This is a genomic window from Bradyrhizobium sp., assembly GCF_035570375.1.
Classification (GTDB): Bacteria; Pseudomonadota; Alphaproteobacteria; order Rhizobiales; family Xanthobacteraceae; genus Bradyrhizobium.
Genome location: NZ_DATMLW010000017.1, coordinates 12,564 through 25,664 on the forward strand (window position 1 = coordinate 12,564; position 13,101 = coordinate 25,664).

General features: G+C 60.9%; 11 protein-coding genes. 7 read left to right on the forward strand and 4 right to left on the reverse strand.

Features of this window, described 5'->3' with window-relative positions:
- Positions 1-254: 254 nt before the first annotated feature.
- From VNX23_RS01735 to VNX23_RS01750, 4 genes are all read left to right on the forward strand, one after another.
- Positions 255-2,018 (forward strand): ABC transporter ATP-binding protein, encoded by a 1,764-nt coding sequence (locus tag VNX23_RS01735; protein ID WP_325627343.1) that lies wholly within the window; start codon positions 255-257, stop codon positions 2,016-2,018.
- A 55-nt stretch (positions 2,019-2,073) separates the two neighbouring features.
- Positions 2,074-4,275, forward strand: coding sequence for an amylo-alpha-1,6-glucosidase (locus VNX23_RS01740; RefSeq protein ID WP_325627345.1), 2,202 nt, complete (start codon positions 2,074-2,076; stop codon positions 4,273-4,275).
- Positions 4,276-4,371: 96 nt separating this feature from the next.
- A complete protein-coding gene (locus tag VNX23_RS01745) occupies positions 4,372-4,896 on the forward strand; it encodes a PRC-barrel domain-containing protein (protein WP_325627347.1) in 525 nt (174 codons plus the stop codon).
- A 159-nt stretch (positions 4,897-5,055) separates the two neighbouring features.
- Positions 5,056-6,240, forward strand: coding sequence for an MFS transporter (locus VNX23_RS01750; protein WP_325627436.1), 1,185 nt, complete (start codon positions 5,056-5,058; stop codon positions 6,238-6,240).
- A 3-nt stretch (positions 6,241-6,243) separates the two neighbouring features.
- On the opposite strand, the gene VNX23_RS01755 is transcribed toward VNX23_RS01750, so the two are convergent.
- The 4 genes from VNX23_RS01755 to fixL all read right to left on the reverse strand — a co-directional run bounded on the left by VNX23_RS01755 (position 6,244) and on the right by fixL (position 9,678).
- Positions 6,244-6,936, reverse strand: a complete 693-nt coding sequence (locus VNX23_RS01755) for a helix-turn-helix domain-containing protein (protein ID WP_325627349.1) — start codon at positions 6,934-6,936, stop codon at positions 6,244-6,246.
- A gap of 116 nt (positions 6,937-7,052) precedes the next feature.
- A complete protein-coding gene (locus tag VNX23_RS01760) occupies positions 7,053-7,466 on the reverse strand; it encodes a response regulator (RefSeq protein WP_325627351.1) in 414 nt (137 codons plus the stop codon).
- A gap of 64 nt (positions 7,467-7,530) precedes the next feature.
- Positions 7,531-8,145 (reverse strand): response regulator FixJ, encoded by a 615-nt coding sequence (fixJ, locus tag VNX23_RS01765; RefSeq protein ID WP_325627353.1) that lies wholly within the window; start codon positions 8,143-8,145, stop codon positions 7,531-7,533.
- A 12-nt stretch (positions 8,146-8,157) separates the two neighbouring features.
- Positions 8,158-9,678, reverse strand: coding sequence for a sensor protein FixL (fixL, locus tag VNX23_RS01770; protein ID WP_325627355.1), 1,521 nt, complete (start codon positions 9,676-9,678; stop codon positions 8,158-8,160).
- Between the two features lie 263 nt (positions 9,679-9,941).
- Here fixL and VNX23_RS01775 point away from each other — a divergent pair, with 263 nt between their 5' ends.
- From VNX23_RS01775 to ccoN, 3 genes are all read left to right on the forward strand, one after another.
- Positions 9,942-10,769 (forward strand): universal stress protein, encoded by an 828-nt coding sequence (locus VNX23_RS01775; RefSeq protein WP_325627357.1) that lies wholly within the window; start codon positions 9,942-9,944, stop codon positions 10,767-10,769.
- A 35-nt stretch (positions 10,770-10,804) separates the two neighbouring features.
- The gene (locus tag VNX23_RS01780) at positions 10,805-11,236 is read left to right on the forward strand and encodes a CBS domain-containing protein (protein WP_325627359.1); all 432 of its coding nucleotides are present in this window, start codon (positions 10,805-10,807) and stop codon (positions 11,234-11,236) included.
- Positions 11,237-11,445: 209 nt separating this feature from the next.
- Positions 11,446-13,095, forward strand: a complete 1,650-nt coding sequence (gene ccoN / locus VNX23_RS01785; RefSeq protein WP_325627361.1) for a cytochrome-c oxidase, cbb3-type subunit I — start codon at positions 11,446-11,448, stop codon at positions 13,093-13,095.
- Positions 13,096-13,101: the final 6 nt, after the last annotated feature.

The window sequence follows — 13,101 nt, forward strand, 5'->3', positions numbered from 1 at the left end:
CCGGCGTAACCTGAAGGGAACGTTCCCGCATCTGCGAAGTTCCACGACACGGCCCACTTCTTTCACGGGAGGGTCTTGTGACGGTCTTGTTGATGACATTCGGCCGGATCAGGTTCTTACCGCTGGCGCTAGCAAGCGATCGCCATGCGGAGAAGGCAGCTATACGGGAACCGTAAAGACCTGTCCGGCATTCGATCAGGCGTACTCACATCAGGGCAGGACTTCGCCCCTTCTCCAACAGGTTTTGCTGCCACATGGACAGTCTTTCAGGATACGCCCATCGTCCCCTACCTTTCGTGCTGCGCTATCTGCGTCGGCGTCTGGGATCGCATATTGTCATTTTCGGTTCGGTAGTTACGGCGGTCGTCTGCTCGGTGTGCACGCAGTATGGCGTCAAATATCTGGTCGACGGCCTGTCGGGCGGGCCGACCCAAGCCGAAACCGTATGGCTCGCATTCGTTTTGCTCATATCGCTGATCGCGGCGGATAATTTTCTGTGGCGGATTGCCAGCTGGATAGCGAGCTTCACCTTTGTCGGTGTGACCGGCGATCTGCGGCGCGACATTTTCCGCCATCTGACCGGTCACGCACCCAGTTACTTCTCGGACCGGATGCCGGGAATGCTGACCAGCCGAATTACCGCGACCTCCAATGCCGTCTTCTCGGTCGAGAACATGTTCGTCTGGAATGTGTTGCCGCCATGTATTGCCACCATCGCGGCCATTGCCCTGATTGGAACCGTGAGCCTGTCGATGGCGGCAGGCTTGATGGTAATCGCGGGTGGGATGGTGGTCGCCATGTTTCATCTTGCCGCCGCGGGAAAGCCGCTGCACGACGACTTTGCGGATAAGGCGGCCGCCGTCGACGGGGAAATGGTGGACGTCATCAACAATATGCCGCTGGTGCGGGCATTTTGCGGTCTCAGCTTCGAGCACGACCGTTTTGACGCCACAGTCAGCCGGGAAATGACAGCTCGCGGGCGCAGCCTGCGCTACCTGGAAAAGCTGCGGCTTACCCACGCCGCCGTGACCGTCATCTTGACGATCGCCCTGTTGGCGTGGGCGATCACGCTGTGGCAGCGCGGTGGCGCCACCACCGGCGACGTGGTGCTGGTGTGCACGCTCGGGCTATCCATCCTGAGTGCGACGCGTGACCTCGCGGTGGCGCTTGTCGACGTGACCCAGCACGTCGCGCGGTTGACAGAGGCGATTGCGACCCTGCTGCTTCCGCACGAACTGCGCGACCATCCGGAGGCCGAGCCGCTGATCAAGAGCGGGGCGTCGATTGTCGTTAACAATATTTCGTTCCGCTATCCCGGCGGAGCGAGCGTGTTCGAGAAATTCAGCCTTCGCATTCAGCCGGGACAGCGGGTCGGTCTGGTGGGGCAGTCCGGTGGCGGAAAATCCAGCCTGTTCGTGCTGTTGCAGCGCTTTTACGATGTCGAGCTGGGCAGCATCACGATCGACGGTCAGGATATCGCGCGCGTCACCCAGCAAAGCCTGCGCGAGGCGATTTCCGTCGTCCCGCAGGACATTTCCCTGTTTCACCGGTCGATGCTGGAAAATATCCGATATGGCCGCCCGAACGCGACCGACGACGAGGTGCTTCGCGCGGCGATCGCTGCGCGGTGCGATTTCGTCGAAAACTTGCCGCAAGGATTTGAAACCATGGTCGGAGACCGCGGCGTCAAACTATCGGGTGGCCAGCGCCAGCGCATTGCGATTGCGCGCGCGTTCCTGAAAGACGCGCCGATTCTGCTGCTGGACGAGGCTACCGCTTCCCTCGACGGCGAATCCGAGGAGGCGATACGCGAAGCGCTTGGGCGCCTGATGCGCGGACGAACGGTCATCGCGATTGCGCACCGTCTTTCGACGCTGCGCGGCTTCGACCGTGTGGTGGTGCTCAAGGCGGGCAAGATCATCGAAGACGGCCCGCCGGATAGGCTGATGCAGGGCCAGGGGCCTTATCGTGAATTGGTGACGCAGGAATTGAGCCGCCTTCAGAAGCACGCGGCCTGATCTGCGACAGTAGCTTTGCGTTCATTCTCAAAGCTGGGCGGGGGATCGAGGTCACATGTCAGCCGAGGCCGTGACGCAAATTGCCGTGGTTCGGGCCGCCGAAACGGTCGGCGAATCGCCGTTCTACATTCCGATGACGGGGCCCGCGGCGCGGCCGCGGCGTTCACTCAAGCACGACGACACGTTTATCGTGCTCGACTGCCATGGCGATCTTGGCGCCTCCGCCGGCGGACCGGACGGCCTTTTCAATTCGGATACCCGCTTTCTGGCGCGGCTCGAGCTCAGGCTGGACGAAGTGCAGCCGCTGCTGCTGGGCTCGAATTTGCGCGACGACAATTCTGGCCTCGCGGTCGACCTCACCAATCCGGATGTCTACCGGCAGGGACGGATTGTATTGCGCAAGGACATGCTGCACATCGTGCGCACGATCTTTTTGTGGCGCGGCGCGGCATATCAGCGGATCGGCGTGCAAAACCACAGCGAGGAGTTGGCGAGCTTCGATCTCACGCTGCTCTTCGACAACGACTTCGCCGATCTGTTTGAAGTGCGGGGCGAGCACCGTCCGCGCCGGGGTATCGCCTCCGCAAAGCTGGTGGGACCGTCCGACGCGGTGCTCGAGTACAGGGGGCTTGACGACAGGATACGCGTCACGGCGCTTCAGTTCGATCCCCGACCGACGCGGCTGGCGGTAAACGCGGCGAGCTATCACCTAGAGCTTGCCCCACAACAGACTTACTCGTTGTTTGTCGTCGCATCGTGCAACAAGCCGGCGACCTCGAAGCCGACGCCATTCTTTCGCGGCCTTCTCGCCCATCGCCGCGAGATGCGCGAGTCGACAAGGGACACCACGAGCATCGAAACCTCGAACAACATTTTCAATGAGGTGCTGTGCCGATCGATGGCCGACCTCAACATCTTGATGACGGATACCCCACAGGGGCGATATCCCTATGCGGGCATCCCCTGGTATTCGACGACGTTCGGCCGCGACGGAATCATTACCGCCTTGCAGATGCTGTGGATCGATCCACGGGTCGCACGCGGCGTGTTGAAGCGGCTCGCCTTGTATCAGGCCAAGACGTTTGATCCGCTCGCCGATGCAGAGCCGGGGAAGATCCTTCATGAAATGCGGGGCGGCGAGATGGCCGCGCTGCGCGAGGTTCCTTTTGCGCTGTATTACGGCAGTGTTGATGCGACCCCGTTATTCGTGCTGCTCGCCGGTCTTTACGCCGAGCGTACCGGCGATGACGAGACGCTTGCCGAACTTTGGCCGTCGATCGAGGCGGCCCTGGCCTGGATCGACGGGCCGGGCGATCTCGACCGGGACGGCTTTGTCGAATACCGGCGCGCCTCGGAGCAAGGCCTGGCGAACCAGGGCTGGAAAGATTCATATGACGCGATCTTTCACGCCGACGGAAAGCTCGCCGAGGGCCACATCGCGTTGGCCGAGGTGCAGGGCTACGTTTTTGCCGGCAAGCGGCTGGCAGCGCTTTGTGCGAGGCGCATGGGATTTTCGGAAAAGGCGCAGCAGCTCGAGTCGGAGGCGCACCGGCTCGCCGAGCGTTTCGAGGAGGCCTTCTGGTGCGATAAACTCGGCACTTATGCACTGGCGCTCGACGGCGCCAAGCAACCGTGCCGGGTACGTACTTCGAATGCCGGGCAATTGCTGTTTACCGGAATTGCGAGCGAGGATCGCGCCCGGAAGGTTGCCGCCGACCTGATGCAACCGCATTTTTTTACTGGCTGGGGAATTCGCACGGTGGCGCGCGGCGAGGCGCGCTACAATCCGATGTCCTACCACAATGGTTCGATCTGGCCGCACGACAACGCGCTGATCGCTCTCGGGCTTGCGCGCTACGCGCTCAAACATTCCGTCGAAACCGTGTTCAAGGCGCTGTTCGACGCCGCTGCCTACATGGATTTGCGGCGGCTTCCGGAATTGTTCTGCGGTTTCCGTCGGGAAAAGGGACGCGGACCGACGCTCTATCCGGTGGCTTGCGCGCCGCAGGCTTGGGCGAGCGCGACACCATTCACGCTGCTGGAGGCAGCGCTTGGTCTCGAGTTCGATGCTACGCGCGGCGAAATTCGCCTGCGCAACCCGCGGCTGCCGGCCTTTCTCAACGAGGTAATCCTTCGCGAACTGCGATTGGGTTCCTCGAGCGTCGATCTTCGAATTCGCCGGCACGGCGAAGACGTGTCACTGGAGGTCATGCGTACCCGAGGCCGGGTCCAGGTTTCGCTCGTGCTGGCGCATTGAGAGCCGGTCCTTGAACTGCAAGCTCCGTGGCTTTTGCGCGAGTGGAAAGCGGTTGCCGCCGACGCCCGGCGTCGGCTTTCGATTCGAGGAGACGACATGCGCGCCAGACTTTTGCCAGTGCTTCTGATCGCAGGTCTCGCAGTGTGGTTCGTCCCGCCGTCACGGGCCGACGACAACGCAAGCGCGCCCCAGCCATCGCCACAGCAGGAAAATGATTCCTCGGCTGTGCCGAAAGAGTCTGCGCCTCCACCGAAAGAGCCTGCGCCCCCGCCGTCGGTCACCATCATCGGAGCCCGCGACGCGCATGGAGTGCTCGGGCGCGACGTCCGCAGTCCGACCGACGAGGACATGGGGCGCATCGTCGATGTCGTCGTCGATCGCAAAAACACGGTGCGGGCGGCCGTTATCGATTTCGGCGGCTTTCTGGGAGTGGGAAGCCGGAAAATCATCGTCGACTGGAATGCGTTGCATTTTGGGCGCATCGCCAACAAGAGCGACAGCATCACGCTGGAATTGACCAAGGAACAGGTGATGGCCGCGCCTGAATACAAGGAGGGCACGCCAATGGTCGTGCTCGGCGCCTCCGGCAGCCTGCAGCCCTGGCAATTTGATCCCCAGTAACGGGCAGGGAGATGCTGCTTGCGCACGCTTCCCGATACGAATTCGAGCGGAGCAACGCCGTTGACCAGACCTGGGTCCTACGGCGGTGATCATCGCACCCAATCGTCTGCATCTAAAGCGGCGTCCGCTCCACCGCCGCCCGCGCCTTCGCGCGAGAGCCTGCGCGGTCTCGACTGGTTCATCTTCTTTCTGGCCGATGTGCAAACCGGCTTCGGTCCGTTCATCGCGGTCTATCTGACGACGCAGAAATGGACCCAGGTCGAAATCGGCTCGGTGCTCTCGATCGGCGGCGTGGTCGCGCTGATCGGCCAGATGCCCGGCGGAGCCATCATCGATGCGGCCAAATCCGAACGGCTGGTCGCGGCGCTTGCGGTTATCACAATCGGCTGCGCGGCGCTCGCCTATGCGGCGTGGCCGGTTTTTGCGGTGGTTGCGGTCGCAGCGACGCTCCATGCCGCGGCCAGCTGCGTGCTCGGTCCCGCAATCGCGGCGATCAGTCTCGGTCTGGTCGGGCCGCTGGCGATCGGCGAACGCCTGGGACGCAACGCGCGCTTCGCATCGCTCGGAAACGGCGTCGCAGCGGCCGTGATGGGAACATTTGGCTACCTGTTGTCGAGCCGTTCGGTATTCCTCGTCACCTTCGTGCTGGTGATCCCCGCCTTGCTTGCGCTGTCGCGCATCCGTGAGCGTGAAGTCGATGTCGCACGCGCTCACGGTGAGGTGCCGCGGACCGCACCGGAGGCTAAATCGACCAGCGTCCTGGCCCTGGTGCGCCAGCGTCCTCTGTTGATTTTTGCCGCCAGCATCATGCTGCTGCAGCTCGCAAACGGGGCGATGCTTCCCTTGATGGCGGGTGTGGTAACCACCCGCTCCAGCAAATGGGCGACGGTGTTGATCGCTGCCTGCATCATCGTGCCTCAGGCGATCGTCGCGCTGACATCGCCCTCGGTCGGACGCAAGGCTCAGCAATGGGGAAGGCGGCCGCTGCTCCTGATCGGATTTGCCGCGCTGGCGCTTCGCGGCGTGATGTTTGCCAGCGTCCACGACCCTTATGTGCTGGTTGTGGTCCAGGTGCTCGACGGCATCACGGCGGCGGTGTTCAGCGTGATGATACCATTGATCGTGGCCGACATTGCGTTCGGCAGCGGTCACTTCAATCTTGCACAGGGCATCGTCGGTACCGCGACCGGCATCGGCGCTTCCCTGAGCACCGTGCTCGCTGGTTACATCAGTGACCACCTCGGCAGCAGCGTCGCCTTTGCCGGGCTCGCCACCATTGCACTGGCTGGCCTTGCGCTGATCTTCTTTGCCATGCCGGAAACAACCCCCGGCAAACGTTCCTGAGCATCAGGCGTCCAGATTGCGAAGGCGCTGCCGGTTCCGCAGCACGATCTGGCGGGCGCCGGAGAAGCCGAGGACACCCTGGGTGTGAAGCTGCGAAAGCGCCCGTGAGACGGTCTCCAGCGTAAGTCCGAGGTAGTCGCCGATATCGCGGCGGCACATCGGCAGCGCCATCAGACCCGCGACCGCAAGCCGGCGATCCATTTCAAGAAGGAAAGCGGCCACGCGTTCCATCGCAGTCTTGCGCCCGAGAAGCAGCATATGATCTTCCGCGTGGCGGAGGTCACCAGCGGTCATGGCCCAAAGCCTGCGTGCGACCTGAACGTCGGTAGCGGCTGCCTGTTCGAGGCTGCGGCGCTTCACCAGCCGCACCGTGGTATCGATGATGGCTTCCGCCGCGAGGCGGTGAGCGGCTCCCGATTCCAACCCGAACACGTCGCCGGGCAGATGGAATGCACCGATCTGACGCCGTCCGTCGGACAACAATTTGTAGCTGCGGACTGCACCCGAAATCACCTGGTAGACGTATTCCGCCGGTTCGTCCTCTCCATAGATTTCCTCGTCCTTCCGGTATGAGAACTCGGTAGCAATGAGGCCGGCGTGACCGGTGACGAAGCCGAATGCATCGGGAACGGGATGAGCAACCGGGTCGCTCTTGTTGACGATGATGGATGGAACGGCTTGCGACTGGTTGAGCATGACCATCTCCTTTGCGGCAGGTGGTCGATGACTACGGGAACTGGCGCAGGCTTGAAATTTCGCGAAATATCTTAAGGAGGTTTACCTACGTAGAATTCCGGAGGTCGATCCCTTGATCAGTTCGGCTTGTGATTGACGCGATTTTCCCGGATGGCCCCGCGTATATGCGTGATGAGGCTGTCATCGAGAAGAGGCTTGCGCAGGACATGGTGCACGCCCACCGCTTCCGCCCGCGACGAAATATTCTCGTCCGGATAGCCGGTGATCAGAATGACCGGTGCGGCAATGTCGCGGTTTCGAAGCCGGCTGGTCAGATCGACGCCGTTCATATCGGGCATCTTGTAGTCGATGACAAAGCAGTCGACATCGGCCGGAGTGAGGGCGCGCAGCATCGCCGCACCGGTTCGAAAGGTGCGCACATCGAATCCGTCCGTTTCAAGCAGGAAACGCAACGAGCCGAGGACATCGGGGTCGTCGTCCACCACGTAAACGGCAGGTTTTGCGGCCGACATCGTCACGAGCCCGTACATGCTGCAGCTGCAGCAAATCGCACCTGTCACAAAACTAACATGTATGGTGTGGTTGCGGCTTGATCTAGCTCAAATCCTTCAACAAGCCGGCCCGCATCGCAAGCCGCACCAGCTCCGAAAGGCTGCCCGCCTGCATCTTGGTCATCACGTTGGCCCGATACACTTCAATGGTTCGCGGACTGATGTCGTAGTTGCGGGCGATCATCTTGTTCGAGAGTCCCGCGATAAGCCCTTCCATGACCTGACGTTCGCGGGGACTGAGACTGTCGACGCGACCTGCAATGTCGCGCGTGACCGCTTCATCTTTCGCAGCCGGTTCTCGGTGGCGGATCGCGGTTTCGATCATCCCGATCAAGCGGTCGTCTTCGAAAGGCTTTTCAAGAAAATCGACGGCTCCGAGCTTCATCGCCTCGACGGCGAGGGCGACATCGCCATGCCCGGTGATGATCACGATCGGAAAAGGGCTATCCAGCGATTTCATGCGCTTGAGAAGCTCGATACCGTCGATCCCGGGCATGCGTACGTCGGAGACCACACAGCCAAAGGCGAGGCGAGGAAGCATTTCGAGAAAATTTGTGGCGCTTTCAAACAGCGTGACCTCGAAATTGGCGGCATCAAGCAGGAAGTTGAGCGAATCCCGCATCGCCGCATCGTCGTCGATGACGTAGACCTTTGGCATGCTCGACCTGCTTCAGCTTTCTCTTGACGCTACGGGTAGGGTGAAACGAAAAGTTGCCCCTTCTGAGGCTTTGCCTTCGGCCCACATCCGCCCGCCATGGGCTTCAATGATCGAGCGGCTGATGGAGAGTCCGACTCCCATCCCGGTCTCCTTCGTCGTGAAGAACGTTTGAAACAGATTGGCCCTGACATCGTCAGGGAAACCGGTACCCGTGTCGGAAACCGAAACTTCGATCATGTCGTCGTCGACCGCAATGTTGGAGACCGCAAGCTCCCGCACGGGCGATTGCGCCATCGCCTCCAGCGCGTTACGAAACAGATTTACAAGAACCTGCTGAATTTGAACCCGGTCTACCAGAACCAGATCAAACTCGGGATTCAGGTTGAAGCGAAGCTGGATGTTCTGGTCACGCGCGCCTGCCAGGCCAAGCGCGCCGGCTTCCTCGATCAATTTTGAAAGGCTTTCGACCCGTTTCTCGGATTCGCCGCGTGCAACGAAGTCGCGCAGACGCCGAATGATCTGGCCGGCGCGAAGCGCCTGTTCGGCCGCCCGATCCATCGCGCTTTCCACTTTCGGCGCATTTGGGTCGGCGCTTCCCTCAAGCAGCCTGCGCGAACCCTTCATATAGTTGCTGATCGCGGCCAGCGGCTGGTTGAGCTCGTGCGCCAGCGCCGATGCCATCTCGCCCATCGCGGTCAGGCGGGAGATATGGACAAGCTCGGATTGAAGTTCCTGCAGGCGCGCCTGTGTCTGCTGATGCTCGGTCAGATCGCGAACGAATCCCGTAAAGTAGGTTTCTCCCCCCGATCGCATTTCGCCGATCGCAAGGTGCATCGGGAACGTGGTTCCGTCCCTGCGCTTGCCGGTTACGATCCGGCCAATTCCGATGATGTGTCTCTCACCGGTGGAACGGTAATGCGCCAGATATCCGTCGTGGCGCGCCTGGTCCGGCATGGGCATCAACTCGCTGACGTTCATGCCGATGGCTTCCCGTTCGGAATAGCTGAACATCCTTTCGGCGGCGGTGCTGAAAAATTGCATGATGCCGTATTCATTGATGACAATCATGGCATCGGGCACCGTATCGAGAATCGACCGGAGGTGACTCTCGCGCATCCTCAGCGCGTCCTCGAGCCTCTTCTCTTCATCGATATCAAGGACGATTCCACTCAGATGTCGGGCCACGCCGGCATCGTCCCTGACCAGGGCGCCGCGGGCGCGTATCCAGTGGCGGGATCCGGCGCTTGCGCCCACCCTGAAGGACACGTCAAGAGTGCCGCCTTTTTCGACAACCCTCCTGATGGCGAGATCCGTGCGTTCGCGATCCGCCGGTTCAAGCAAGGAAAGAAAAAGCCCGTAGGTGACCGCTTGATGGGGCGAAACGCCGAACAGGGCTTTGGCGGCATTAGACCATTCCAGCTTTTGCGTGATCAGATCGATATCCCAGGTTCCGACGCCAAATCCCTCGACTCGCAGTCGCAGGGCCTCATTACGAATCGGGTCGTCGGGCGACAGTTGAATTGTACCTGGCACGTTCAAGCCTTCGAATCCGCCTCATCCTGCCGGCCTTGACTCCGGACCGGCAGTTTGGGCCTAAAACCTTCACGCAGGCCGACAATTTCGCCGAACGGGGATACGGATGCAAGTTTCGGTAGGCCGAATTCCGCCGGCGGTTGGCGCGCCGCCACCGTGGAAGGAGGGGCGTTGGGCCACCGATACGCCGCGAACTTTGATCTATCTCATCCCGTCCTCCGGTCTTGAAGGCTAGGGTCATCCTGTAATCCTGGAGGGGTTGGATGACATATGCGACCGTCATGGTCAGCTTGGCGCTTGATCGACCCAACGAGGCGCCTCTTGCCGTCGCGGGTCAGATCGCCGAAAGATTTGACGCCGCACTGGTCGGGATTGTCGCGGCGGTGGTCAGCCCGCCGCCCTACTTCACCGACGGAGAGCAGGCCGAGACCCTCATCGACGAGGAGCAGGCTTCGGTCAAGCGGCGGATGTCGGAACTGGAAGGCCAATTTCGCGAGGCCGCCAAAGGTCGTGCCAGGGATGTCGAATGGCGCTGCGCGATCGACTTTCCGGCGCGTTATGTCCTGCAGCACGCGCGTTGCGCGGACATCATCGTCTGCGGCGGTCGCAGCGACGCCTTTTCCGATCCGTTCGCCACGATCACCCCAAGAGATCTCGTGATGGAGGCCGGCCGGCCGCTCCTTGTCGTCCCCGATCCCGTCGACTGGCTCGATCCGCGAAGCGTGCTCGTTGGATGGAAGGACACGCCAGAGGCGAGGCGGGCGATCGTCGCCGCCTTGCCGATGCTTCGCAAGGCCAAAGACGTCGTCGTGGCGGAGATCGTGGGGGCAGAAGACGGCCAAGCCGCTGCGGTAAAGCGCGTTCGCGACGTCGTGAGATGGCTGTCGCGCCACGGGGTTTCGGCATCAGAACTCGTGGCGCCGCACGAGCGGGATGCGACCGTTCAGCTTGACGCATTGGCGGCCAATGTTGGCGCGAGGATGGTCGTCGCGGGCGCCTATGGTCATTCGCGGTTTCGCGAGCTGGTTCTGGGCGGCATGACCCAGTACCTGATCACTCAAACCACTCGCTGCGCGTTGTTGTCACACTAGAAGGTCTGTCGCCAACAAATCGATCGGATCGCACCTTGTACAAGTTCCTTCAGCAGACTGTCGCGGGCTATATGACGTCAAACGTCAGGACGGTAACGCGCGAATTGTCGGTGCGGGAATTGAACGAGATGTTCGAGCGCGACGATTTCAACACATATCCGGTCGAAGAGGACGCACAGATTGTCGGGCTTGTGACCAAGTTCGACGTGCTCAAGTGCTTTGCGTTCACGCCGAGCCGGATGGTTCCGCACTACGATGATCTGATGAACCGGACCGTCGCCGACATCATGATATCGGCGTTCATCTACGTCGCCGCCGACACCAGATTGACGCGGGTATTGCAGTTGATGGTCGAGCATCGAATCAGGAGCATTCCCGTCATCGATAACGAGCATCGGCTGGTAGGCATCATTGCCCGCAGGGACGTTCTAAGGGCGCTTTCGGCCAGTGCCGAGAGCGACAAATAAGTCGGTCAAGTCGAACCTCGCTCCGACAGCATTTGCGGCCGTTATCACTGAAACCGGCCTCAACTCGTTGATGGCGGCGATGAAAACCTGCGTTTGTGTGTTTCACTGCATACCCTTCGTCTCCGTTCAATTGAGTGACGTTGATCTCGATCAAATCGCATCGCGCGCGACTGTGGTTGTTAGCGATTTGTCCTTCAGAGAGATTCCTCATGAGCCAGGCCCTTGATTCGAAATCGATGACCATTGGTGAAAGTGGCTTGGCAGCCTTCTTTGCGGTGACCGCCTTTCTTTGCCTGATCGGCGCCGCGAAGGCCGTCGACGCGCCATTCGCATTCCATGCCGCTCTGGCGGCCGCTGCGAGCGTCGCGTCGGTGTTTGTGATCCTCAACCGGTACTTCGATCGGCCTGCCTTGCTGCCGCCGCAGGAAATCAATGGCCGGCCCAATTACAACTTCGGCCCGGTCAAGTTTGCGGCCGTCATGGCGATGTTCTGGGGTATCGCCGGCTTTGCGGTCGGGTTGATCATCGCGTGTCAATTGGCCTGGCCGGCGCTCAATTTCGACCTGCCGTGGATCAGCTTCGGCCGCTTGCGGCCGCTTCACACCTCGGCGGTGATCTTCGCCTTCGGCGGCAACGTGCTGGTCGCGTCCTCGTTCTACGTCGTGCAGAAGACGTCGCGGGTTCGTATCGCCGGCGAGCTCGCGCCCTGGTTCGTGGTGCTTGGATATAATTTCTTCATCCTGATCGCCGGCACCGGCTACTTGCTCGGGGTGACGCAGAGCAAGGAGTACGCGGAGCCGGAGTGGTATGCGGATCTCTGGCTGACGATCGTCTGGGTAGTCTATTTGCTGGTGTTTCTGGCCACCATCATCAAGCGCAAGGAGTCACATATCTTTGTCGCCAACTGGTTCTTTCTCGCCTTCATCATCACCATCGCCGTGCTTCACCTCGGCAACAATCCCGCGCTTCCGGTTTCGGCGTTCGGCTCGAAATCCTACATCGCCTGGAGCGGCGTACAGGATGCGATGTTCCAGTGGTGGTACGGACACAACGCCGTCGGCTTCTTTCTCACCGCCGGTTTCCTCGCCATCATGTACTACTTCATCCCCAAGCGGGTCGAACGGCCGATCTATTCATATCGCCTGTCCATCGTTCACTTCTGGTCCCTGATCTTTCTCTACATCTGGGCGGGCCCGCATCATCTGCACTACACGGCGCTGCCCGATTGGGCGCAGACGCTGGGCATGACCTTCTCCATCATGCTCTGGATGCCGTCCTGGGGTGGCATGATCAACGGCCTGATGACGCTGTCGGGGGCTTGGGACAAGCTGCGTACCGATCCGGTGCTTCGCATGCTCGTGGTATCGGTCGCGTTTTACGGCATGTCGACCTTCGAAGGCCCGATGATGTCGATCAAGGTGGTGAATTCGCTGAGCCACTACACCGACTGGACCATCGGTCACGTTCATTCCGGCGCGCTCGGCTGGGTCGGTTTCGTCTCGTTCGGCGCCCTCTATTGCCTGGTGCCCTGGTTGTGGAATCGCAAAGGGCTTTACAGCCTGAAGCTTGTGAACTGGCACTTCTGGATTTCGACCATCGGCATCGTCCTTTACATCTCCGCGATGTGGGTATCCGGAATTCTGCAAGGTCTGATGTGGCGCGCCTATACCCCGCTTGGCTTCCTCGAATACTCCTTCATCGAGACCGTCGAAGCGATGCATCCCTTCTACATGATCCGTGCGGCCGGCGGCGCGTTGTTCCTGATCGGCTCGCTGGTCATGGCCTACAATCTCTGGATGACGGTGCGCGAAGGTGAGGCTGAAGTGCCGTCGCCGGTCGCACTTCAACCGGCGGAATGAGGACGC